The organism is Pseudomonas sp. E1BtOHC1 (assembly GCF_058744285.1).
In genome coordinates this window covers 677,122-698,939 of the sequence record NZ_CP196023.1, presented here as the reverse complement: position 1 = coordinate 698,939, position 21,818 = coordinate 677,122, and the positions used below count along the sequence as shown (strand labels likewise).

Sequence of the window (21,818 nt, the reverse complement as noted above, 5' to 3'; positions counted from 1 at the left end):
CACTGTAACCGACGGGTGCAGAGGATGCGCCCGTCGTTCACCCGTCAGCGTTGCGCTGCGGGCACGCCTTGCGGCTCGGCCTGGGCGGGGGCCGAAGGTTCGGCGGGCCAGGCCTTCAGGTCCAGGTCCAGATCGGCGAATTTGCGCGAGTCGAACACTGGCTGGTCGACGCCGGCGCGGCGCTGCTCGTCGTAGTCGCGCATCACGCGCAGGCCGACCTTGAACAGCATGGCCAGGGCCACCAGGTTGACGAAGGCCAGGCAGGTCATGGTGATGTCGGCGAAGGCGAACACGGTCGAAAGGTCCTGCATCGAACCCCATACCACCAGCGCCAGCACCAGGCCGCGGAATAGCATCAGCACGGTGCGGTTGCGGGTGAGGAACTGCAGGCTGTTCTCGCCCAGGTAGTAGTTGTAGAGGATGCAGGTGAAGACGAACAGCGACAGCGCGACGCTGACGAACAGGCGACCCCAGTCACCGACCACGGCGGCCAGCGAGTTCTGGGTCAGGACGATGCCGTCGCCTTCGAAGCCCGGGGTGTAGAAGCCCGACAGCAGGATCAGCAGCGCGGTGCAGGTGCAGATCACGAAGGTGTCGAGGAACACGCTGAAAGCCTGGACCACGCCCTGGGCGCCCGGATGCTTCACGGAGGCCACGGCGGCGACGTTCGGTGCACTGCCCAGGCCCGCTTCGTTGGCGAACACGCCACGCTTCACGCCCATGACGATGGCGCTGCCGAGCAGGCCGCCGAAGGCCGGGTCGAGACCGAAGGCGCTCTTGATGATGGTCTCCAGCATGGCCGGCACTTGTTCGATCTGGGTGCCGATCACGTACAGGGTCACGGCGATGTAGGCCAGGGTCTTGATCGGGACCAACAGGTCGGACACTGCGGCGATGCGCTTGATGCCGCCGATGAAGGTAATGGCCAGCAGCACCGCCAGGACGATGCCGGTGTGGCTTGGGTCGAAGGCAAAGGCGTCCTGCAGCGAGTGCGTCACGGTGTAGGACTGCAGGCCGATGAAGGCGAAGCCGTAGGTGACCAGCAGCAGGATGGAGAACACCACCGCCATGCCTTTGCGCTTCAGGCCGTGCTGGATGTAGTAGGCCGGGCCGCCGCGGTACAGGCCGTCGCCGTCGGCGCGCTTGTAGACCTGGGCCAGGGTGCACTCGAAGAAGCTGCTGGACATTCCGACCAGTGCGGTCACCCACATCCAGAACACCGCGCCAGGGCCGCCCAGGGTCACGGCGATACCGACACCGGCGATGTTGCCTGCGCCCACCCGGCCGGCGAGGCTGAGCATCAGCGCCTGGAACGAGCTGAGCTGACCGCCGCTGCTTTTCAGGCTGTCGCGGAACACCGCGAACATGTGGAGGAAGTGGCGCAATTGAACGAAACGCGAGCGGATCGTGAAGTAGCTGCCGAGCCCGACAATGAGCACGATCAGCACTTTCCCTGAGAGGAAGTCGTTGATGACTTCGAGCATGGATTATTCCTCGCTGTTTTTTGTGTAGGCAAAAGCAGAGCGGACGGAAACATTCTGTTACACCGCTGATTGCACGCACGGCAAAGCGGTGGGGCGATTGTTCGTCCCGGTTCTCTATTCGCGGGTTGTTATTAGTTCGGGTTTCCCGTGGGTTTGAGCCTTGTTACCGACGGCTGTCCACGTGAAGAGGGGGCGCACTATACCGGTGCGCGGGCTCGCCGTCTGCATGTAGCGCGTCGAGCCGAGGAACGGCAGGCGGGGCGGGAGGCTGAATCGGTTCTTGTCACGCCCCGCAAAACCCCGCGAACAGGGGCCCCAAGGGGCCCGCATAACCCCCGCGATACTGCTGCCCGCCGTAGGCGCTGGCTTGCCAGCGAATGGGCCCGTTTGAACGGCACCGGTCTTGAGGTCTGGTTCGCCGGCAAGCTGGCTCCTACGGGATTACAGCCAGAATTCCTCTCGGCGTTCTTGGAAGTTGTTCAGTTCACCTTGTTCCAGTAATTGGCGAATCCACGGCCCCAGCAGATCCAGCGAGCTGTCCAGTGGGGTGGGCCGCTGCCAGCGCAGCGGCACCTGGGCAAAGCGATGCTGGTTGGCGCTGACTTTTTCCAGGATCTGCCGGTCCTGTTTCAGGATCACCTTGAACAAGGGCTGCAGCACAGCGCGCTTGAGCCAGCCCGGCAGGCGGCCGCGGGCCGTGGCGATGCGGGCGAACAGGCGCAGTTCGCCCTCGGCGGCCGGGCTCAGCCAGGCGCTCACCAGCAGGTTGAGCCGGCCCTGACGGTCGCGGTATTCGATTTCCGCCAGCCCCGGCAGGCGAAAGCGGCCCATGCTGAGGCCGCGCTCGCCTTCGAACAGTCGGGAGATCAGTCCGGATTGGGTGCCTTCCTCGCTGTACTGCGCTTCGACCCCGTCTTCCAGACGATGCACCCAGGCGCGAATGCGCTGGCGCTGGCGGTCGTGGCGAATCCATCCGGCGTGTACGAAGTGGGTGTGGAAGCCGTCGAGGAAGTTCTCCGCGGCGTCCTGCAAGCTGCACTGCACCCGGTCGCTGATCCAGAACACATCCAGGGCCTGGGCCTGCTCGGCGGCGGCCACCGGGGGCTGATTCGGCCGCTCGCTGGCGAGGCTGGCCCACACCAGCCCCTGGGTTTCGCAGCTGTGCAGGGGTTGCAGCAAGGGTTGGCTGCAACGCTGCTGCTCTTGGCCGGGCAACTGAGTGCAACGGCCCTGGGGATCGAAACGCCAGCCGTGGTAGGGGCACTGGATCTGCCCGTCGCGCACCCGGCCGGCGCTCAGCGGCGCGAAGCGATGAGGGCAACGGTCCGGCAGCACGGCGGCGGCGCCGTCGGCGTCGCGAAACAGCACCAGCGGTACGCCGTGCAGGGTGCAGGCCAGGGGTTTACGTTGCAGCTGCCGGCTCTGGGCGACGGGCCACCAGCCCGAGTGACTGTTCACAATTTGAGCTTCCTCATCAGCGGTACACCGATCCGTTGCAGCAGCAGGCCCATCAGTTGCCACACCAGGCGCCGCGACCAGGGCAGGTGGGCGACGTGGATCAGGCTGTATTCGATTTCGGGCTGGCCGCCGCGCAGGCGCTTGAAGGCCGCCGCGCCGGAGCTGAAGTTGAGCACCTGACGACGGTTCGCCGCCTCTTGCAGGCACAGCCTTGTCAGTTGCCGGTACAGGCCGGTGCGCTGGGGCAGGGCGGTGTCGTAGCCGACGATGGGGGTGCTGATCAGGGCGCTGTTGGCGAACCAGCCCAGGGCGCCGTCGATGCGCCCTTCGGCGTTGCGCAGGGCACGCACTTGCAGCCAGCCCTCGGCCTGCCCGCGTTGTAGCCATTGGGCGCTGTAGTGGGGGTTCAGGCGGCTGTATTTGTCCAGGTAGAGCAGGTTGTACAGCTGCTCGATGCGCTGGAAGTCGGCCTCGCTCAGTTCGCTGCCGGGCACCACCATATACGGGCTGCGGCGCAGCAGGGTGGCGTCCAGGCGGGTGTTGTGGTGGCGCAGGAAGGCTGAATCCTCGCCGTCGCGGCCGTCGAACAGGTACACCTGACGGCTGGGAATGGCCAGGTAGCCTAGGGCTTGCAGGCGCTTTCGCAGTTCGAGGTTGCTGAAGTCGTTGAGCGAGCGGAAGCCGAAGCCGTGGTCGGGAAATTCCCGGCGCAGCAGTTCGGTGATCGCCGGGAGCTCGGCGCCATCCCAGTCGGCCGGGTAGAGGTTGGTCGACAGCAGCCAGTTGTTGACCTGCACCAAACGGTCGACCTTGGCCGCGCTCAGCAGCCGGTCCACGCCCTGGGTCAGCAGCTTCAGCGGCCAGGCCAGCCAGGGCCGTTGCAGACGCTGCAGTTCTTCCCGGGCGTAGCCGCTGTAGGCGGTTTGCGGCGACACCACGTAGCAGTTATCCACAGGGTCGTGGCCGTGGTTGATGCTCACCGGGAACTGCTGGCGGCCGGTATCCAGCAGAGCCAGGGCGGTGCTGACGTTGCCGATCAGCGCGCCGCCGGCGCAGGTGCGCACGTACTGCCGGGCGTGGCTTTCGCCGGTGCTCGGGGGCTCAAGGGCCAGTTGCTCGGGCATCAACAATTTCATGGGCGCGGCGCCCCCAGAGGCTGGCCGTTCCACTCGATGTCGGCGGTGGAGGCGGCCAGCAGCCCGCAGCGCCGGGTCAGGGCGCGGCCGATGATTTCCGTCAGGCTCAGCAGCTGGGCGGTCAGTGGGCCGCGATCGCCGTCCTGGACGATCACGTCCCGAGCTTGTCGGTAGTCGCGCCAGAACTCCCGGCTCAAGGCCCGTTGCGGCGCGGCCAGAAGCAGCATGGCCAGGGCGATCATCCGTGGTTCCAGGGTGGCCTGCAGTGCTGCGTCGGCCTGGCTGCCGAGTGCCGCTACCAGTTGCACGCGCTGATCGTCGAACAGGTGCACGCCACTGGTGGCCCTGGGGTTGCACTCCAGGACATGGAAGCGGCCCTGTGGGTCCTCGATGAAGTCAAAACCCACTTGCCCGGTGTAGCCGGTGGCCTGGCCGAACTGTTCCAGGAACGCACGGATCGGCGCCGGGGCGCAGCTGTGGAAGTAGATCCCCGAGCCGCGCCCGACCCGGTAGCGCGGCTGGTAGCTGCTGTGGGCGCGCAACTGGCCGTCCACCAGCACGCTGAAGCTGCAGTATTCCTGACCGGGGACAAAGCGCTGGGCCACCCAGGGCGCATCGCTACTGGGCCGGACTTTCGCCAGTTGCGCCGGGCTCGGGCGGATCAGGGTCTGGGAGGCGAAGCGCGAATAGGCCGGCTTGAACACCAGGGCATCGTGCTCTGCCGCCAGTGCTTGCAACGCGGCCGGGTCATGCAGCACCTGAGTCGGCGGCGCGGCTACGTCCCAGCCCTGGGTCATGGCAGCAAAATCGCCCTTGTGATGCAGGCGGTGCAGCAGGTCGAAATCGCTGGTGAACACCCGGCACAGCGGGCGCAGGCGCTCCAGGCCGTGGGCCAGGTAGAACACCTCTTCGCAGGTGGGCAGCAGCAGGTCGATGGCCTGTTGGCGGATGACCGCGGCCAGGGCCTCGATCCAGGCTTCGGGGTTGTGGCGCGGTTCCGGCAGGCGCACGAAGTGCTCGGCGGCGCGGCTGAAACGGCTCAGGGGCTGGGCCAGGGAATCGGCCACGGTCACCGTCCAGCCGGCTTGGCTGAAGGCCCGGGCCCACTCCAGGCAGGCCGGGGCCCGGGCGCCGAGAATCAATACACGCATGGCAGTCCCTCGGGAAGTTGCAGCATCAGCAGGCGGCGTCTTTTCGTCTGTGGCGGCGGCGCCTGCCAGTGGCCGAAGCTCAGCTCCGGCATCTGCAGACCTTGTTGCGCGCAGAGCTCGGCGAGGGCCTCGCTCAAGCGCTGGCACAGCCCGTGGTAGTCGCCGCGGGTGTGCAGGTTGATCTGCCAGAGCAGCCCGCGCTGGTGGATTTGGTATTCCTCAAGCGCCGCCCCAAGCATCAGCAGGGTCCGGCGCAATACGTCGGGGTAGAGCGGTGCCAACTGCTGGCCGTCGAGCCGCGGCAGCCAGAGGATTTCGTCGGCGCGGCCTTCCACGGCGGCGATGGCCCGCTCCGCACGGCCACAGGGGCAGGGCGCGCTGGCCACCCGCAGAATGTCGTTGAGGCGATAACGCACGATCAGCTGCGTACGCCGGGAAAAGTCGGTGATGATCGGCTGGAAGCGCGTGTGCTCAGGGTCCAGCCATTGCGGCTCGATGTGCAGGTGGCTTTCATTCAGGTGCAGGGTGCCGGCCTCGCAGGTGTAGCCGAGGAAGCCTTCGCTGGCCTGATAGATCTGCTGCGGCTTGCGCCCGAAGGCTTGCTGCACCCGCTCGGCGTCAGTGCTTTCCAGCACTTCGGCCACCGACAGGATGTGCCGTGGGCGGATCGTCAGCTGCCCGGCCAGGGCCGCCTGGGCCAGCCCCCGCAGCACTGTGGCCGGGGCCACCAGCACGTCCGGGTTCTGTTGGTTGAGGCGTTCCAGGGAGGCGGCCAGGCCCAGGGTCAGGTCATGAAAGGCGAAGTCGATGCGGCGGCTGGCCAGGGTGGTGTACAGGCGGCTGTTGGCCCGCAGGAAAAAGGCGATCCGCAGTGGCGCCAGCCAGGGGCACAGCAGCTGTGGCAGCAGGGCCCGGGGCAGGGTGCGCGCCAGCAGGATGCCGGCCCAGCGTTGGCGTTCCACGCTGCTGACCAGGAACACCCCCTGGGCCCCCGAGGTGCCGCTGGACAGGCCCACGGTGATGTCCCCCAGGGTCGGGCTGAAGTCCCGGGAACGTTCCGCCTGCAGGGCCACCGGCAACACTTGTTCCAGGCTCAGGGCGCGGGTGTTGAAGCCGGCGAAGTCGCTCATCAGCGCTGTCTTGTCCATGATCGGCAGGCGGTGCAGGTCGTCGTGGGTCAGCCCCTTGAAGCGCTGGCCACGGGGCATGACCCGGGCCATGAAGTGCCGCAGGCGCCGGGCCTGCCAGGCTTCCAGCCGCTCGCGACGGCGAAAGCGCAGGGCGTAGCGGCTGAACACGAAGGCGCCGATGCTGCGCAGGGTGCCCACAAGACGCTCACTGTTCATTGCTGAACGCCTCCCAGGCCTGGGTGCAATGGGACGGCAGCACCGCCACCGCCGGTTCGCGGCGGATCAGTTGGCCCAGGCCGCTGTAGGTGCGTACGTATTGCTGGCGGTCGGCGCTGGCAAACCACAGTGCCGGTGCAGCCGGCAGGCGCTCGGCGCGGCAAGCCGGCACCGACCAGCAAGCATCGGCCACCAGGAACACCGGCCGGCCCTGGGCGTCGGGGATGAACAGGCCCAACTGGCCTTCGCTGTGCCCGGGCAGCGGCACGCCGATCAGGCTGCCATCGCCGAACAGGTCCAGGCCCTGCTCGAAGGGCGCCATCCAGCCCGGCAGCGCACAGCTGGGGCTGGCTTCAGCCAGGCGTAGACGGGCGCTGAAGTCGTCCGGCAGCAAGCCCGGCAGATGGCCGCCAAGGGTGGCGCGCCAACGCTGACCGCGCAGGCTGTCGATATGTCGGTAATCGGCCTCCAGGGCGATAAAGCGCGCATTGGCAAAATCCCGCAGGCCGGCGATATGGTCGGCGTGGAAGTGGGAAATGATCACGTAGCGGATATCCCCCGGGCCGATGCCCAGCTCATGCAACTGCGCGCCCAACTGCTCGACCACCGGCAACTGCACCGGCACCGCGCTGCGGTACAGGCGCTCGGGCAGGGCGCGGGTGGCCTGGAAGAAGTGCTCGGCGTAGCCGGTGTCGTACAGAATCCAGCCGTGGTCCGGGTGCTGGATCAGCCCGCACAGCGCCGGAAACTGCACCGGCGCCAGGCGCCCGCCGCGGTCGGCCATGCATTCCAGGTGCTGGCACCAGCCGGCCCGCAGGATCTTCAAGCTCACGCGGCGGCTCATGGTCTTTGCCTCTGTTGGGCCAGCCACCATTGGGCGTGCTGGGCGATGCCCTGTTCCTGGCTGATCACCGGGCGGTAGCCCAGCTCGCGCTGGATGGCGCTGATGTCCAAGGTCTGGCTGAAGGCCAGGACGCCTGCGCCGTAGCGGGTAATCAAGGGTTCGGCGCCGTTGCCCAGGCGCGCCTTGAGCTCCAGCAGGCGCGCCACGCCATGCACCAGAGGCCAGGGCAGGCGACGGGTGCGCAGGGGCAGGCGGAAGTGCTCGGCCATCTGTTGCAGCAGGTCCTTGAAGGCCAGGGGCGTGCCGTTGCTCAGGTTGTAGACGCACAGCGGGCGCGGCAGGGGCCGAGTCAGCGCCAGCCACACGGCGTGCACCAGATTGTCGACGCAGGTCAGGTCCAGCTGTGCCTGGCCGCCGCGCATCAGCGGAATCGCCCCGCGCTGCATCACCCGCAGCAGGCGCGGCATCAGGGTCGCGTCCCAGGGGCCGAACACCGCCCGGGGCCGCAGGATCACGCATTCGGGCAACTTGGCGTTTGCCAGCAGGGTTTCGGCCTGGGCCTTGCTGCGGGCGTAGTCGTTCACCGGGGCTGGCAGCGGCTGGTCTTCGCGGATACCCAAGCGGTCGCTGAAGTTGAAGTACAGGCTCGGGGTGGAGATATGCACCAGCCGCGCAATGCGGTTCTTGCTGCAGGCGTGGATCACCTCGGCGGTGGAGTCGAGGTTGGCCCGGGCAAACGCCTGGGGCGAACCCCAGGGCGAAGACAGCGCAGCGCAATGGACGATGGCGTCATGCTCGCGGCTGGCATCGGCCAGCAGGCGTTTGGCCAACGGGCTGCCGTGCTCCAGGGGTAGCCAGCGCACGGGCGCCGGGCTGTGGGCAATGACTTGCGCCGCTGCCTCGGGGTTGCGCCCACTGAACTGCACCTCGCAGCCTTCGGCGGCTAGCTTCCAGACCAGATGCCGTCCGATAAAACCGGTGCCGCCGGTGACCAGGATCTTCATCAAAACTCCAGGATCATGCCGCCGAGGGACAGGCCCGCGCCGGTGCCGATCAGCATCAGGGTTTGCCCGCGTTGAATGCGCCCGTCGCGCACTGCGATGTCCAGAGCGGTGGGCAGGGACGCCGCCACCTGATTGCCATGCTGGGCAAAGATATCGATGACCTTCTCCGGCCCCAGGCTCAGGCGCTTGGCCGCGTGCTGCATGGCTTGCTGGCTGGCTTGATGGGGGATGATCCAGTCGATCTGCGCAAGGGGCAGTGCGGCTTGCTGCAGCAAATCGTCCATCAGTTCGGGCAGGTACTTGGCCGCGAGGCGGAACACGCCTTTGCCCTGCATGGCGAAGCTGGTCAGGGGCTCGAACGGCACCTGGATGCGCCGCGGATGAAAGCGCGAACCGCCGGCGGGGATCTGGCACAGCGCGGCGCCTTCGGCGTAGGTCTTGAGGCGCGAGGCGAGGATCTTCGGGCCGCCGTCGCCCGCTTCCAGCACCACCGCTGCCGCACCGTCGCCGAAGATGCCGCAGACTTCCACCTGCTGCCAGTCCAGGCCACAGGAGGCGATGTCGGCGCACACCAGCAGTACGCGCCGGTAATGCCCGGCCTGGATCGGCCAGGACAGGGTGTCCAGGGCGGCAATAAAGCCCAGGCAACTGGCGTTGATGTCCATGGCCGGAATGCCCGACTGCCCCAGGCCCAGCTCTCGTTGCAGCAGCGCCGCATTGCAGGGCATGCCCTGGTCCATGGTGCCGCTGGCGCAGACGATCAGGTCCAGCTGATCCAGCTCCAGGCCCGCCGCGTGCAGGGCCTGGAGCGCGGCGCTGGCGCCGAGGCTGGCGGCAGTGTCCGCGGGGCCGGCGACGTGGCGCTGCTGCACTCCGCTGATGCGCGCTACGCTGCCGGTTTCCAGGCCGAGCTGGCTGTCCAGTTCAATACTGGTGACCACCTGCTGCGGCAGGGCGTGGCCAGTGCCGAGGATGGCCAGCGCGCGGGCAGGGCGGGGGGAGGACGCTGATGTGTGCATGCAAATTCCGTTTGTGGGGCGTCGAGGGGGCGTTGCGAGGTGTGCTCAGTGGGCTGACGGCGCCACTGGGCATTTGCTCAGAAACCCCTGCAGCTTTTGCTGGTATTCCTCGACCGGCATCAGGTCACTGTGTTTGGCGATGAAACAGGCCATGCCCTCGCGGGCCATATCGGCGTCAGCCACGAGGTAGAAATCCGTTATTTCCTGCACATGCACAATCTGCTTCCAGGCCAGGCTGCTCTGACCTCCGCGGGCGTTGAGCAGGGTGAAGCCCTGATCGTCGAAATTCAGGTAATAGGTGCCTTCGACGGCCCGCAACCGGGTTTCGATCAGGCGCTGACTCAACCCGCGCAACGGCGCTTGGGGTTTGATCGGGGTGGCGGCAATACGGGCTTGCAGGTGCTTGATCCAGCGCCCGGAAAAGCGCCACCACAGGGGGATGAAGATCAACGCGAAGGCCACCATGGCGATGACCTTCTCCGGGGTGAAGTTGCGCTCGGGGAAGTAGATCGACAGGCAGCCGCCGACCAGGCACAGGGTGAACATCACGGGACCGATAAAGCGGCTTTGCCACCGGGCAAATGTGGTCATGGCCCGGACATGCTGCTGATCATCCTTGAGCAGTTCCTGCTTCAGCGGTTCGGCAATCCAGGCGTCGGTGTGGGCGGGGGTGATGCTGTAGTGCAATTCCATGGGGGCTGAATCCGAGGTCCGTGTTCGGTGAGGGCGGCAGTCTACCGGCTTCTGGGGTGTGACGAGGAGTGGCGTGAGCGGCGACCGTGCCGCTCAGGCGGGAAATGCTTGCTGATGCAGTACCACCCACTCCAACAGACGCTCGTCGAGCTGGGATCGATGTTGGCGGTAGCTGTCCTGGCAACGGTTGAAGAGCGGGTCCTGATTGACCCGAGCCGCCAGCTCGGTGGCGCTGTCGCTTGCGCCCTGCGCGGACCGCAACTGTTGCTGGCGTTGATCGGCCTGTTCCAGGGTGTCTGCCAGGGCGTCCAGTTGCAGGAGCCTGAACTGAGCGATCGCCTGGGGCAGGTGAAAGTGCAGGGCGCTGTCGAAACCCTCCCAGTCCTCGAAGGCCAGCCACTCGTGGAGCACCATGAAGCAACGCGGTGCCGGGGGCAGTTGTTCCAGACGTTCGAAATCCAGCCAGTACTGGCGCGGCAGTTGCTCGGCGGTTTCGATGGCCTGAGCGATCAGGTCCAGGGCCTGGCCTTTGTCTCGGTGATGCTTGCGCAGGATGCGCTGGGTCAGGGTGAAGCGCGCTTCTTCTATAGCGTGCAGGGCGCGGTTCAGGTCGTAGCCGGCGTTGAGCAGGTATTCCCGGGCTTGTTCGGGGGGCAAGCCGGATTTGTCTACCAGCACCTGCAACAGCTCGGCTTTGTAGAGCTCGGCGGCTTGCTGCGGATCGCCTGCGCAGCGTTCCAGCAGGGCCTGGGCGTGGCGCAGGCCGATGGGGATCAGCTTGCGTAGCTGTTGCAGGGCTTGGGTGTGCGTCGGGTCCATCGACTGCGGTGCCTCGGGGATGGCGGATGTTTGGGAGGGGCGATTATCCACCTTGGGCGATGGATTGTGCTGGTTTAAAACAAGGGCCCCACGATGTTCGCAAGACCTGTAGGAGCCGGCTTGCCGGCGAAAGCGTCAGCCGGAATGCCGCTGAAGGCAGGGCGGGCCTCTTCGCTGGCAAGCCAGCTCCTACGGGGCGGTGTTTTAGGCGGGGCCGGGGCGGGCGCCGTCGAGCAGGGCGTCCACCACGGCGCGGGCCATTTCAACCGAGTGCACCATGGACCAGATCAGTCCGCGTTCGATGCCGCTGGCCCGTTCGGTGATTTCATCGGACACCTCTTCGGCGCATTTGAGCAGCAGGGAGACGTGCATCAGGGCGTCTTCGGCATTCACCTGGGGTTGCACGGCGAACAGCGGGTGGCCTTGGCCATCGCGCAGGCCGAAGGGGCGATGACGGGTGCCGTGCAAGGCGGCCAGCAGGTTGGCGTTGGCGCGGTCCAGCTCCGGGTCACGGCGTGGATGATCGGTAGACAAGGGTGGATCGGGGACGAGCTTTTTCATGACGGTCACTCACTCAGTAGTTAACGGACTGCCGAGCTCACTTCCACATGAGGGGTGGCAGTTGTGCGAGGGTGTGGAAGACCGGGACTGAGTAACCCAGCACACCCGAAGGTGTCCCGCGCACAACCGCCATAAAGCGATGCCGACGACAATGCGTCGAGCATGCTCATAAGCGCTCATGCTTACCCAGGTCCGAACTTCCACATCCGGGCCGCTGATTTGGCAGCGGCACCGGGAGACTGCCTGATCGTTCGAAGGGGTACAAGGCGCTCAAAGGCGTGGGGGATTCTCTCGGATTTGCCCTACAAAACAAAGCGAATCTGCTTCGATGCTGGACGGCATCCCCTTACAAACTCTGCTTTTCTCCAGGCAAAAAAAAGGGCCTGGAGACGAAGCTCCAAGCCCTCAAAAGGTGAGAGGTGTCTAGTCCCTCAACCTGGTGAGCGGTGTTGCATGTTTCGGTGTCGCGGCGGTTACGCTTTCAGCGGAACCAGGCGCGGGGCAATCATGTTTTCCGGACGCAGGATGTCGTCGAGCATGGCGTCGTCCAGCAGGCCTTCTTCGCGCACCAGTTCCAGTACGCCACGGCCACTTTCCAGGGCGATGCGGGCGATACGGGTGGCGTTTTCATAGCCGATGTACGGGTTCAGCGCGGTGACCAGGCCGATGGAGTGTTCCACCAGTTCGCGGCAACGGGTTTCGTTGGCGGTGATGCCGGTGATGCAGTGCTCGCGCAGCATGTCCATGGCGCGTTGCAGCAGGCGGATCGAGTCGAAGATCTTGAAGGCGATCAGCGGCTCCATCACGTTCAGTTGCAGCTGGCCGCCTTCGGCCGCCATGGTCAGGGCCAGGTCGTTGCCGATAACTTGGAACGCTACCTGGTTCACGGCTTCCGGGATCACCGGGTTGACCTTGCCGGGCATGATCGAGCTGCCTGGCTGGCGCGCTGGCAGGTTGATTTCGTTGATGCCGGTGCGTGGGCCGCTGGACAGCAGGCGCAGGTCGTTGCAGATCTTCGACAGCTTCACGGCGGTACGCTTGAGCATGCCGGAGAACAGCACGAAGGCGCCCATGTCGGAAGTGGCTTCGATCAGGTCGGCAGCTGGAACAACCGGCTGGCCGCTGATGACGGCCAGGCGTTGCACGGCCAGGGCCTGGTAACGCGGGTCGGCGTTGATGCCGGTGCCGATGGCGGTGCCGCCCAGGTTGACTTCGGTCAGCAGCTCGGGGGCCAGGGTCTTCAGGCGCGCCAGGTCTTCACCCAGAGTGGTGGCGAAGGCGCGGAATTCCTGGCCGAGGGTCATCGGCACGGCGTCTTGCAGCTGGGTACGGCCCATCTTCAAGACGTGGCTGAACTCGACGCCTTTGGCGGCGAACGACTGGATCAGGCTGTCGAGGCTGGCCAGCAGGGCGTCGTGACCCAGCAGCAGACCCAGGCGGATCGCGGTCGGGTAGGCGTCGTTGGTGGACTGCGCCATGTTCACGTCGTTGTTCGGGTGCAGGTACTGGTATTCGCCCTTGCTGTGGCCCATGGCCTCCAGCGCGATGTTGGCGATGACTTCGTTGGCATTCATGTTGGTTGAAGTGCCAGCGCCGCCTTGAATCATGTCCACCACGAACTCATCGTGGAAATCGCCGCGGATCAGACGGGCACAAGCTTCGCTGATGGCGGCGTGCTTGGCTTCGCTGAGCTGACCCAGCTCGCGGTTGGCGTCAGCAGCTGCCTGCTTGACCATTGCCAGGCCGACCACCAATTTCGGGTAATGCGAAATCGGAACACCGGAGAGGCGGAAGTTGTTCACCGCTCGCAGGGTCTGGATGCCGTAATACGCTTGAGCGGGTACTTCGAGTACGCCAAGCAGGTCTTTTTCGGTGCGGAATGATGCAGCGGAGGACATGACGAAGATCATCTCGGTAGGGACCCGGTCTGTGCCGGGAACGCTGCGAATCCTAGGCCGAAGGGAATTTTTGGGCCAATGCTGTTAAACACTGGGCTATGCATATTCGGCATAATGGCGGTGTGACGCCGGGTTGTCGGCGAGCGTGTGACCTAAAATGGTGCGTGTCCGGGAGGACGTGATGAATCTGGAAAGCAAATGGCTCGAGGACTTCAGTGCCCTGGCCGCCACCCGCAGCTTTTCCCAGGCTGCCGAGCGACGTTTCGTGACCCAGCCGGCGTTCAGTCGGCGCATCCGCAGCCTGGAAGCGGCCCTGGGCCTGACCCTGGTCAACCGCTCGCGCACGCCGGTGGAACTGACGGCGGCGGGGCAGTTGTTCCTGGTCACCGCGCGCACCGTGGTCGAACAGCTCGGCGAGGTGGTACGCCACCTGCACCATCTGGAAGGCGGGCAGGGTGAGGTGATGCAGGTGGCGGCGGCCCACTCCCTGGCGCTGGGCTTCTTCCCGCGCTGGATTGCCCAGTTGCGCAATGAAGGACTGAATATCGCCACGCGGCTGGTGGCCACCAACGTCGGCGATGCGGTGCACGCCCTGCGCGAAGGCGGCTGCGACCTGATGCTGGCCTTCTACGACCCGGACGCCGCCTTGCAGATGGATTCGGAAATCTTCCCCTCGCTGCACCTGGGGCACACCGAGATGCTCCCGGTGTGTGCCGCCGACCCCCAGGGCAAGCCGCTGTTCGACCTGGAAGGCGAGGCCAGCGTGCCGCTGCTGGCGTACAGCGCCGGGGCCTTTCTCGGGCGTTCGGTGAATCTGCTGCTGCGCCAGCGCAACCTGCGTTTCACCACGGTTTATGAGACCGCCATGGCCGACAGCCTCAAGAGCATGGCATTGGAAGGGCTGGGCATCGCCTGGGTGCCGCAGTTGAGCGTGCGTGCCGAACTGGCCCGAGGTGAACTGGTGGTTTGCGGCGGCGCGCAATGGCATGTGCCGCTGGAGATCCGCCTGTACCGCTGCGCCCTGGTGCGCAAGGCCAACGTGCGCTTGCTCTGGCGCAAGCTGGAAGGCGCCGCCGCACAAGCTGCGGCCACCTAGGAGCCGGCTTGCCGGCGAAGGCGTCGGCCGGGAGGGTGGTGATCGCAGGGTGGGTCTCTTCGCTGGCAAGCCAGCGCCTGCGAGGGGGACGGGATTGACCTGGGAGTCAATAAAACCGGGGTTTTGCGCCGGAAATACTTTGTTCGACAGATGGTCGGCGAAAGTGCGTTTAGCGCGGCTTTTTCGGTATACTGCGCGGCCTTCGGCCGGTTCGTCCGGCCATAATTCGTACAGTCAAGCCACGCATTTTCGCGTGGCTTGTTGTTTTTGACGCGCCTGCGGGCGCCCAGAGAGAAGAGGCACGACGATGAGTGCACTGGTTGGCGTGATCATGGGCTCCAAGTCCGATTGGTCCACCCTTAGCCACACCGCCGATATGCTGGAAAAGCTCGGCATCCCTTACGAGGTGAAGGTGGTTTCCGCACACCGCACCCCGGACCTGCTGTTCCAGTACGCCGATGAGGCTGAGGCGCGTGGCATCGAGGTGATCATCGCCGGTGCCGGCGGCGCGGCGCACTTGCCGGGCATGTGTGCGGCCAAGACCCACCTGCCGGTGCTGGGCGTGCCAGTGCAGTCGTCGATGCTCTCGGGCGTGGATTCGCTGCTGTCCATCGTGCAGATGCCGGCCGGCATCCCCGTGGCCACCCTGGCCATCGGCAAGGCTGGCGCGATCAACGCGGCCCTGCTCTCGGCGAGCATCCTGGGCGCCAAGCACCCGCAGTTCCACGCGGTGCTGAAAAAATTCCGTGCTGAACAGACAGACAGCGTCCTGGACAATCCAGACCCGCGCGTCGCCTGAGGTTGTTGACGATGAAGATCGGTGTAATCGGTGGCGGCCAGTTGGGCCGCATGTTGGCCCTGGCGGGGACTCCGCTGGGAATGAACTTCGCTTTCCTCGACCCGGCGCCGGATGCTTGCGCCGCTGCCCTGGGCGAACACCTGCGGGCCGACTACGGCGACCAGGATCACCTGCGCCAGCTGGCCGATGAAGTGGATCTGGTGACCTTCGAATTCGAGAGCGTGCCGGCGGAAACCGTGGCCTTCCTCTCGCAGTTCGTGCCGGTCTACCCGAGCGCCGAAGCCCTGCGCATCGCCCGCGATCGCTGGTTCGAGAAGAGCATGTTCAAGGACCTGGGGATTCCTACCCCGGAGTTCGCCGACATCCAGTCCCAGGCGGATCTCGACGCTGCCGTGGCGCGCATCGGCCTGCCTGCCGTGCTCAAGACCCGCACCCTGGGTTACGACGGCAAGGGCCAGAAGGTCCTGCGCAGCGCCGCCGACGTCGCAGGTACTTTTGCCGAACTGGGCAGCGTGCCTTGCCTGCTGGAAGGCTTCGTGCCGTTCACCGGCGAAGTCTCGCTGATCGCCGTGCGTGCCCGTGACGGTGAAACCCGTTTCTACCCGCTGGTGCACAACACCCACGACAGCGGCATCCTGCGCCTGTCGGTAGCCAGCAGCGATCACCCGTTGCAGGCCCTGGCCGAGGACTACTCCAGTCGCGTGCTCAAGCAGCTGGATTACGTCGGCGTCATGGCCTTCGAATTCTTCGAAGTGGACGGTGGCCTCAAGGCCAACGAGATTGCGCCGCGGGTGCACAACTCCGGGCACTGGACCACCGAAGGCGCCGAGTGCAGCCAGTTCGAAAACCACCTGCGGGCGGTGGCCGGCCTGCCCCTGGGCTCCACCGCCAAAGTCGGCGAGAGCGCCATGATCAACTTCATCGGTGAAGTGCCGCCGGTGGACAAAGTCATCGCCATTGACGACTGCCATTTGCATCACTACGGCAAGGCCTTCAAGGTCGGGCGCAAGGTCGGCCACGCCAACCTGCGCTGCGCCGATCAGGCGACCCTGCAAGCGCAGATCCTCAAGGTGCAAGCGCTGATCGCCGAGTAACAAATCCTCCGGCTGGCGGGAACCTTCGTTTCCCGCCGTTCTCTGATAGCAGGATGCCAAAGTGCTGACTAGGCTTTGGCTTGATCCCCCCTACAGAGGAACAGCCATGGGCATTATTGGAACCATTTTCATCGGCTTGATCGTTGGTCTGCTGGCGCGTTTCCTCAAACCGGGAGACGACAGCATGGGCTGGATCATGACCATCCTGCTGGGCGTTGCCGGCTCCTTTGCAGCCACTTATGGTGGCCGTGCTCTGGGTCTCTATGAGGTTGGCCAAGGTGCCGGTTTCATCGGTGCGCTGGTGGGCGCGATTGTCCTGCTGGTGATCTACAGCTTTATCAAAAAAAGCTGATCCAGCCTGCAAGCCCCCTCTGCCGCTCGTGCGGAGGGGAGCCCTTTTCTTCATCTGAAACTTCAACGCAGCCGACGGTTTGGGCACTAGAATGCCCGGGTTTTCACGTCCTTCCTTTTTGACCGAGCCACCCTCTCATGCGCCGTCTTCTATTGACCTTTGTTCTGCTGGGCTGTGGCCTGGCCCAAGCTGGCGAACTGCCGGAAACCGACTGGCTGGAGCTGATGCCCAAGTCGGACCAGAAGGCCCTGGAGCAGATGCCGGAAATCGACCACAACTCCCCCGAAGCCAACGGCACCTTCACCGACAAGGGTGGCCTAAAGCAAAGCAAGGGCTTGCCGGCGGTGATGTATTCCACCAAGACCGTGCCGGCGATGAATGACAAGCAGATCCGCCTTGGCGGCTATCCGGTGCCGCTGGAAGCCGATGCCAAGGGACGCAGCACGCTGTTTTTCCTGGTGCCGTATCCGGGCGCCTGCATCCACGTGCCGCCACCGCCGCCCAACCAGCTGGTGCTGGTGCGCTTTCCCAAGGGCGTGAAGCTGGATGACATTTACACGCCGCTGTGGGTGACGGGCACCTTGAAGATCGAGAAGGTCAGCAATGACCTGGCCGACGCGGCCTACGCCCTGGATGCGGCGAAGGTGCGGGTGGTTCAGGAATCGGATCTCTGAAGCGGCGCATTTGAACGCCGCTGAGCGGTAGGAGCCGGCTTGCCGGCGAAAGCGGCCTCAAGAACGCCGATGGTCTTGAGGGCCTCTTCGCTGGCAAGCCAGCTCCTACGGGACTGCTGAGGTCAGAGTGGGGCGCTAGTGATGCTCACGCTCAGGGTGTGAGTGGCGCCTGGTGCCAGGGTGACGATGTCGTCCATCACGTTGGCGGTCTCGATGCACAGCATGCGCTGCCAGCCGTCGTTGGCCATGTCGCTGAATTGCGCGGCGCGGTCGATCCAGGGATTCCAGATCACTGCGGTGCGCGAGCCTTCGCTGTTCAGGCGAATCCGTCGTTGCCAGTCCGGGTCGACGATATCCAGCTGTGCCGGGACGTTCAGGTAGATACGGTCGGTCTCGCCGCTAAACTGCAGGGCGCCGCTCTGGACCTTGGTGGTCCAGTCTTCCAGGGTTTCGATGTAGTTCAGTCCGTCCAGGCCTTCGACCTGCACCTTGCGCACATCGCTGACCGCGAAGTAGCTGTGCAGTGCCTGGCTGATGCTCACGCTTTCAGTGCCCAGGTTATGGCTGCTAAGGCTGATGTGCAGTTGCTCGTCGAGGCGGATGCTCAGGCTCGGTTCCACTTGATGGGGCCAGCCGGGGAAGCCGCCTGCGGGGCAGGGCAGGCGCAGATGCACCAGCAAGCTGTCGCCTTCACTCTCGATGCCTTGCAGTTCCCAGTCGCAGGCCCGCACCAGACCGTGGGCAGGCGCCGGCTCAGCACTTTGGCGCATGGCCTGCACGCTTTGCGGGTTGCGCGCAAAGTTGCCGAACCAGGGCCAGCACACCGGAACCCCGGCGCGGATGCTTTTGCCAGTCTTGAACTGCGCCTCGTCGTTGAGCCAGATCAGCGGCTGTTGCCCGGCCACTTGATAACTGAGGATGTGCGCGCCTTGCTGGGCCACCAACAGTTCGGCGTCACCGTGGCGAATGCGCCAGCAGTTCAGTTCATCCAGTTTCACCGTTTCAACGTGGGGCGTAGGCATGCTGCTGATCTCGTTCGCAAGGTTTGGGCTGTTATGGACCGCATAACAGCCTCCAGGTTTAGCGCGCGCGGGGCGGGACCGAACGGGTGCGGCCGCTGCCGTCGATGGCGACGAATACGAACACCGCTTCGGTGACCTTGCGCCATTCGCTGGACAGGGGATCGTCGCTCCACACTTCCACCATCATCTGGATCGAGCTGCGGCCGATCTCCAGGGTCTGGGTATAGAAGGACAGCTGCGCGCCCACTGCCACTGGCACCAGGAACGCCATGCGATCGATGGCCACGGTGGCCACCCTGCCACCAGCAACGCGACTGGCCATGGCGGTGCCCGCCAGGTCCATCTGCGCCACTAGCCAGCCGCCGAAAATATCGCCAAAGCCGTTGGTTTCACGGGGCAAAGCGGTGATTTGCAGGGCCAGGTCGCCTTGCGGGATTGGATCTTCTTGTTCGAGCTCTATCATGCCGGGGGGCCTCTGACCCGTGACGCTTCATGGGTACTTCAGGTGAATAGCCGTCTTCAGGAAAAACGATTCAGCCCGAACATACTACGTTCGTCACGTTCTTTCTAAGGCGTGCTAAAGAGAAACTCTGCGAAATCGACTGGCACTGTCCATGGACTGGGGCGCGCAGCAGCGCTTTCGCACAGCAACCCTTGCCAGAAGCGGCTTTGCGCTTCGAGGTTTGCGAGTATATCGGTCGATAGACTCCGCGACGACCCACTCAGTTCGCAAATTTGTGAGTCATTTGTGCGCCGCTGTGTACGCATTCGAACAATTTGCTATCGTGCCGAACCTGCCAGGCCCCAACCAGCGCTGTTGCGGCTTCCAGAACCGACTAATAAGAGAAGCCCTTGCCATGACCACTGTGCCCTCGAGCGCCGCGCAGCCAGCGCAGCCCGCCCGTCCCTTGACCCGAAGTGACTACAAGACCCTGTCGCTGTCTGCCTTGGGCGGTGCGCTGGAGTTCTACGACTTCATCATCTTCGTGTTCTTCGCCACCGTGGTCGGCAAGCTGTTCTTCCCGGCGGACATGCCTGAGTGGCTGCGCCTGATGCAGACTTTTGGCATCTTCGCCGCCGGTTACCTGGCGCGGCCCCTGGGCGGGATTGTCATGGCCCACTTCGGCGACCTGCTGGGGCGCAAGAAGATGTTCACCCTGAGCATCTTCATGATGGCGGTGCCGACTCTGATCATGGGCCTGCTGCCGACCTACGCGCAGATCGGCCTGTGGGCGCCGATCCTGTTGCTGTTGATGCGGGTGATCCAGGGCGCGGCCATCGGCGGTGAAGTGCCCGGCGCCTGGGTATTCGTTTCCGAACACGTGCCCCAGCGGCATATCGGCTATGCCTGCGGCACCCTGACCTCGGGCCTGACCGCCGGGATTCTCCTGGGCTCGCTGGTGGCCACCGCGATCAACAGCATCTATACCCCGGTGGAAGTGGCGGACTACGCCTGGCGTATTCCGTTCCTGCTGGGCGGGGTGTTCGGTCTGTTCTCGGTGTACCTGCGCCGTCTGCTGCACGAAACCCCGGTGTTCGCCGAACTGCAACTGCGCAAGGCCCTGGCCGAAGAGCTGCCGCTGCGGGCGGTGCTGCGCGACCACCGTGGCGCCATCGTCATTTCCATGCTGCTGACCTGGCTGCTGTCCGCCGGGATCATCGTGGTGATCCTGATGACTCCTACGGTGCTGCAGACCGTCTATAAATTCCCGGCCATCACTGCCTTGGAAGCCAACAGCCTGGCGATCGTGTTCCTGAGTCTGGGTTGCGTCGCCTCCGGAGCCCTGGCGGACCGTTTCGGTGCCGGCAAGGTCTTCGTCTTCGGCAGCGCCTTGTTGCTGGCCACCTCCTGGACCTTCTATCACGGCCTGCTGGACAACCCGCAGTGGCTGTTCCCGCTGTATGCCCTGACCGGCCTGTTCGTCGGCACCATCGGCGCGGTGCCTTATGTAATGGTCAAGGCGTTCCCGGCAGCGGTGCGCTTCAGCGGCCTGTCGTTTTCCTACAACCTGGCCTACGCGATCTTCGGTGGCCTGACGCCGATGGTGGTGACCTGGCTGCTCAAGGAGAGCCCGATGGGCCCGGCCTACTATGTGGCAATCATTTGCGGCATTGGCCTGCTGGTGGGGCTGTACCTGTGGAAGAAGGGCCGCTGACAGGCTTGATGCCCATTTAGATGGGTTCGCCGGCCAACCGGCTCCTACCGACACAATAAGCAAAGGCCAGCTTCCGTTGAGGAATGCTGGCCTTTCATCTAATTGTCATATTCCGGACATAGAGTGTTCACACGGCCTACAGATACTTGGCCCCGACTTAACACACCCTATCTGCTAGGAGTAAGGCATGAAACTGAAGCGTTTGATGGCGGCAATGACCTTTGTCGCCGCTGGCGTTGCGACTGCCCACGCGGTTGCCGCTGTTGACCCTGCTATCCCGAGCTACACCAAGACCACTGGTGTGTCGGGCAACCTGTCCAGCGTCGGTTCCGATACCTTGGCGAACCTGATGACCCTGTGGGCCGAGAACTACAAAAAAGAATACCCGAACGTCAACATTCAGATTCAGGCCGCAGGCTCCGCCACCGCGCCACCCGCGCTGACCGAAGGCACCTCCAACCTGGGCCCTATGAGCCGCAAGATGAAGGACACGGAACTCGCGGCCTTCGAGCAGAAGTATGGCTACAAGCCAACCGCTATCCCGGTGGCCGTGGACGCCCTGGCGGTGTTCGTGCACAAGGACAACCCGATCCAGCACCTGACCATGGAACAGGTCGACGCGATCTTCTCCTCGACTCGTCTGTGCGGCGCTAAAGAAGAAGTGAAGACCTGGGGCGACCTGGGCGTGAAGGGCGACCTGGCCAACAAGCCGGTTCAGCTGTTCGGTCGCAACTCGGTATCCGGCACCTACGGCTACTTCAAGGAAGAAGCCCTGTGCAAAGGCGACTACAAGCCTAACGTCAACGAGCAACCCGGTTCGGCGTCGGTGGTGCAGTCCATCAGCTCCTCGCTGAACGGCATCGGCTACTCGGGCATCGGCTACAAGACCGCCAGCGTGAAGACCGTGGCCCTGGCCAAGAAAGGCAGCAGCGACTTCATCGAAGACACCGAAGAAAACGCCCTGAACGGCAAGTACCCGCTGTCGCGCTTCCTCTACGTCTACGTCAACAAGGCCCCGAACAAGCCTCTGGCCCCGCTGGAAGCCGAGTTCGTGAAACTGGTCCTGTCCAAACAGGGTCAGGAAGTGGTCGTGAAAGACGGCTACATCCCACTGCCAGCCAAGGTGGCCGCCAAGGCCCTGGCTGACCTGGGTCTGAAAGAAGGCGCATAAGCCGCCGCAGAAGGTCCGGGCTCCCCGGACCTTCTGGTTTT

The 21,818-nt window shown here is 64.7% G+C and carries 21 protein-coding genes; 7 read left to right on the top strand and 14 right to left on the bottom strand.

Annotated features, from left to right (window positions below; genetic code table 11):
• Positions 1-44: 44 nt before the first annotated feature.
• From ACSSVC_RS03270 to aspA, 12 genes are all read right to left on the bottom strand, one after another.
• The gene (locus tag ACSSVC_RS03270; RefSeq protein WP_346634767.1) at positions 45-1,484 is read right to left on the bottom strand and encodes an alanine/glycine:cation symporter family protein; all 1,440 of its coding nucleotides are present in this window, start codon (positions 1,482-1,484) and stop codon (positions 45-47) included.
• Positions 1,485-1,925: 441 nt separating this feature from the next.
• Positions 1,926-2,942, bottom strand: a complete 1,017-nt coding sequence (locus tag ACSSVC_RS03265; protein ID WP_492611986.1) for a Rieske 2Fe-2S domain-containing protein — start codon at positions 2,940-2,942, stop codon at positions 1,926-1,928.
• The gene (locus ACSSVC_RS03260; protein ID WP_492611985.1) at positions 2,939-4,078 is read right to left on the bottom strand and encodes a hypothetical protein; all 1,140 of its coding nucleotides are present in this window, start codon (positions 4,076-4,078) and stop codon (positions 2,939-2,941) included. The genes ACSSVC_RS03265 and ACSSVC_RS03260 overlap by 4 nt, the downstream gene beginning before the upstream one ends.
• Positions 4,075-5,229 (bottom strand): ATP-grasp domain-containing protein, encoded by a 1,155-nt coding sequence (locus ACSSVC_RS03255; protein WP_492611984.1) that lies wholly within the window; start codon positions 5,227-5,229, stop codon positions 4,075-4,077. The genes ACSSVC_RS03260 and ACSSVC_RS03255 overlap by 4 nt, the downstream gene beginning before the upstream one ends.
• Complete coding sequence (locus ACSSVC_RS03250; RefSeq protein WP_492611983.1) at positions 5,217-6,575, bottom strand: F390 synthetase-related protein; 1,359 nt, start codon at positions 6,573-6,575, stop codon at positions 5,217-5,219. Before ACSSVC_RS03250 ends, ACSSVC_RS03255 begins: the two co-directional genes overlap by 13 nt.
• Positions 6,565-7,419, bottom strand: coding sequence for an MBL fold metallo-hydrolase (locus ACSSVC_RS03245; RefSeq protein ID WP_320335334.1), 855 nt, complete (start codon positions 7,417-7,419; stop codon positions 6,565-6,567). Before ACSSVC_RS03245 ends, ACSSVC_RS03250 begins: the two co-directional genes overlap by 11 nt.
• Entirely contained in the window at positions 7,416-8,423 is a 1,008-nt protein-coding gene (locus tag ACSSVC_RS03240) for an NAD-dependent epimerase/dehydratase family protein (RefSeq protein ID WP_492611982.1), read from the bottom strand. The genes ACSSVC_RS03245 and ACSSVC_RS03240 overlap by 4 nt, the downstream gene beginning before the upstream one ends.
• A complete protein-coding gene (locus ACSSVC_RS03235) occupies positions 8,423-9,442 on the bottom strand; it encodes a beta-ketoacyl-ACP synthase 3 (protein ID WP_346634773.1) in 1,020 nt (339 codons plus the stop codon). Before ACSSVC_RS03235 ends, ACSSVC_RS03240 begins: the two co-directional genes overlap by 1 nt.
• A 45-nt stretch (positions 9,443-9,487) precedes the next feature.
• Positions 9,488-10,135 (bottom strand): hypothetical protein, encoded by a 648-nt coding sequence (locus ACSSVC_RS03230; protein ID WP_346634774.1) that lies wholly within the window; start codon positions 10,133-10,135, stop codon positions 9,488-9,490.
• Between the two features lie 93 nt (positions 10,136-10,228).
• The gene (locus ACSSVC_RS03225) at positions 10,229-10,954 is read right to left on the bottom strand and encodes a hypothetical protein (protein ID WP_492611981.1); all 726 of its coding nucleotides are present in this window, start codon (positions 10,952-10,954) and stop codon (positions 10,229-10,231) included.
• Between the two features lie 204 nt (positions 10,955-11,158).
• Entirely contained in the window at positions 11,159-11,515 is a 357-nt protein-coding gene (locus ACSSVC_RS03220; RefSeq protein WP_346634776.1) for a DUF6124 family protein, read from the bottom strand.
• A gap of 473 nt (positions 11,516-11,988) precedes the next feature.
• The gene (gene aspA / locus ACSSVC_RS03215) at positions 11,989-13,413 is read right to left on the bottom strand and encodes an aspartate ammonia-lyase (RefSeq protein ID WP_025131510.1); all 1,425 of its coding nucleotides are present in this window, start codon (positions 13,411-13,413) and stop codon (positions 11,989-11,991) included.
• A 181-nt stretch (positions 13,414-13,594) separates the two neighbouring features.
• Here aspA and ACSSVC_RS03210 point away from each other — a divergent pair, with 181 nt between their 5' ends.
• From ACSSVC_RS03210 to ACSSVC_RS03190, 5 genes are all read left to right on the top strand, one after another.
• Positions 13,595-14,509 (top strand): LysR substrate-binding domain-containing protein, encoded by a 915-nt coding sequence (locus ACSSVC_RS03210; RefSeq protein WP_253128993.1) that lies wholly within the window; start codon positions 13,595-13,597, stop codon positions 14,507-14,509.
• Positions 14,510-14,816: 307 nt separating this feature from the next.
• Complete coding sequence (purE, locus tag ACSSVC_RS03205) at positions 14,817-15,308, top strand: 5-(carboxyamino)imidazole ribonucleotide mutase (protein WP_011064291.1); 492 nt, start codon at positions 14,817-14,819, stop codon at positions 15,306-15,308.
• Between the two features lie 11 nt (positions 15,309-15,319).
• Positions 15,320-16,402, top strand: coding sequence for a 5-(carboxyamino)imidazole ribonucleotide synthase (locus tag ACSSVC_RS03200; RefSeq protein WP_123472606.1), 1,083 nt, complete (start codon positions 15,320-15,322; stop codon positions 16,400-16,402).
• Positions 16,403-16,508: 106 nt separating this feature from the next.
• Positions 16,509-16,754, top strand: a complete 246-nt coding sequence (locus ACSSVC_RS03195) for a GlsB/YeaQ/YmgE family stress response membrane protein (protein ID WP_346634777.1) — start codon at positions 16,509-16,511, stop codon at positions 16,752-16,754.
• 137 nt (positions 16,755-16,891) lie between these two features.
• Positions 16,892-17,428 (top strand): DUF3299 domain-containing protein, encoded by a 537-nt coding sequence (locus tag ACSSVC_RS03190; protein WP_346634778.1) that lies wholly within the window; start codon positions 16,892-16,894, stop codon positions 17,426-17,428.
• A gap of 122 nt (positions 17,429-17,550) precedes the next feature.
• Here ACSSVC_RS03190 and ACSSVC_RS03185 read toward each other — a convergent pair whose 3' ends face one another.
• Both ACSSVC_RS03185 and ACSSVC_RS03180 read right to left on the bottom strand, forming a co-directional pair.
• A complete protein-coding gene (locus tag ACSSVC_RS03185) occupies positions 17,551-18,450 on the bottom strand; it encodes a D-hexose-6-phosphate mutarotase (RefSeq protein ID WP_492611980.1) in 900 nt (299 codons plus the stop codon).
• 58 nt (positions 18,451-18,508) lie between these two features.
• A complete protein-coding gene (locus tag ACSSVC_RS03180) occupies positions 18,509-18,913 on the bottom strand; it encodes an acyl-CoA thioesterase (protein ID WP_003229628.1) in 405 nt (134 codons plus the stop codon).
• A 394-nt stretch (positions 18,914-19,307) separates the two neighbouring features.
• Here ACSSVC_RS03180 and ACSSVC_RS03175 point away from each other — a divergent pair, with 394 nt between their 5' ends.
• Positions 19,308-20,606 carry an MFS transporter gene (locus ACSSVC_RS03175; protein WP_015637502.1) on the top strand — a complete coding sequence of 433 codons (1,299 nt, stop codon included), beginning with the start codon at positions 19,308-19,310 and terminating at the stop codon, positions 20,604-20,606.
• Between the two features lie 187 nt (positions 20,607-20,793).
• Complete coding sequence (locus ACSSVC_RS03170) at positions 20,794-21,777, top strand: phosphate ABC transporter substrate-binding protein PstS (RefSeq protein ID WP_016964962.1); 984 nt, start codon at positions 20,794-20,796, stop codon at positions 21,775-21,777.
• Positions 21,778-21,818 lie beyond the last annotated feature (41 nt).

Bases quoted from the DNA above. Each gene is read 5' to 3' on its own strand.
- ACSSVC_RS03270 (WP_346634767.1), bottom strand. From the start codon at position 1,484: ATGCTCGAAGTCATCAACGACTTCCTCTCAGGGAAAGTGCTGATCGTG.
- ACSSVC_RS03260 (WP_492611985.1), bottom strand. From the start codon at position 4,078: ATGAAATTGTTGATGCCCGAGCAACTGGCCCTTGAGCCCCCGAGCACC.
- ACSSVC_RS03255 (WP_492611984.1), bottom strand. From the start codon at position 5,229: ATGCGTGTATTGATTCTCGGCGCCCGGGCCCCGGCCTGCCTGGAGTGG.
- ACSSVC_RS03250 (WP_492611983.1), bottom strand. From the start codon at position 6,575: ATGAACAGTGAGCGTCTTGTGGGCACCCTGCGCAGCATCGGCGCCTTC.
- ACSSVC_RS03245 (WP_320335334.1), bottom strand. From the start codon at position 7,419: ATGAGCCGCCGCGTGAGCTTGAAGATCCTGCGGGCCGGCTGGTGCCAG.
- ACSSVC_RS03240 (WP_492611982.1), bottom strand. From the start codon at position 8,423: ATGAAGATCCTGGTCACCGGCGGCACCGGTTTTATCGGACGGCATCTG.
- ACSSVC_RS03235 (WP_346634773.1), bottom strand. From the start codon at position 9,442: ATGCACACATCAGCGTCCTCCCCCCGCCCTGCCCGCGCGCTGGCCATC.
- ACSSVC_RS03230 (WP_346634774.1), bottom strand. From the start codon at position 10,135: ATGGAATTGCACTACAGCATCACCCCCGCCCACACCGACGCCTGGATT.
- ACSSVC_RS03225 (WP_492611981.1), bottom strand. From the start codon at position 10,954: ATGGACCCGACGCACACCCAAGCCCTGCAACAGCTACGCAAGCTGATC.
- ACSSVC_RS03220 (WP_346634776.1), bottom strand. From the start codon at position 11,515: ATGAAAAAGCTCGTCCCCGATCCACCCTTGTCTACCGATCATCCACGC.
- aspA (WP_025131510.1), bottom strand. From the start codon at position 13,413: ATGTCCTCCGCTGCATCATTCCGCACCGAAAAAGACCTGCTTGGCGTA.
- ACSSVC_RS03210 (WP_253128993.1), top strand. From the start codon at position 13,595: ATGAATCTGGAAAGCAAATGGCTCGAGGACTTCAGTGCCCTGGCCGCC.
- purE (WP_011064291.1), top strand. From the start codon at position 14,817: ATGAGTGCACTGGTTGGCGTGATCATGGGCTCCAAGTCCGATTGGTCC.
- ACSSVC_RS03200 (WP_123472606.1), top strand. From the start codon at position 15,320: ATGAAGATCGGTGTAATCGGTGGCGGCCAGTTGGGCCGCATGTTGGCC.
- ACSSVC_RS03195 (WP_346634777.1), top strand. From the start codon at position 16,509: ATGGGCATTATTGGAACCATTTTCATCGGCTTGATCGTTGGTCTGCTG.
- ACSSVC_RS03190 (WP_346634778.1), top strand. From the start codon at position 16,892: ATGCGCCGTCTTCTATTGACCTTTGTTCTGCTGGGCTGTGGCCTGGCC.
- ACSSVC_RS03185 (WP_492611980.1), bottom strand. From the start codon at position 18,450: ATGCCTACGCCCCACGTTGAAACGGTGAAACTGGATGAACTGAACTGC.
- ACSSVC_RS03180 (WP_003229628.1), bottom strand. From the start codon at position 18,913: ATGATAGAGCTCGAACAAGAAGATCCAATCCCGCAAGGCGACCTGGCC.
- ACSSVC_RS03175 (WP_015637502.1), top strand. From the start codon at position 19,308: ATGACCACTGTGCCCTCGAGCGCCGCGCAGCCAGCGCAGCCCGCCCGT.
- ACSSVC_RS03170 (WP_016964962.1), top strand. From the start codon at position 20,794: ATGAAACTGAAGCGTTTGATGGCGGCAATGACCTTTGTCGCCGCTGGC.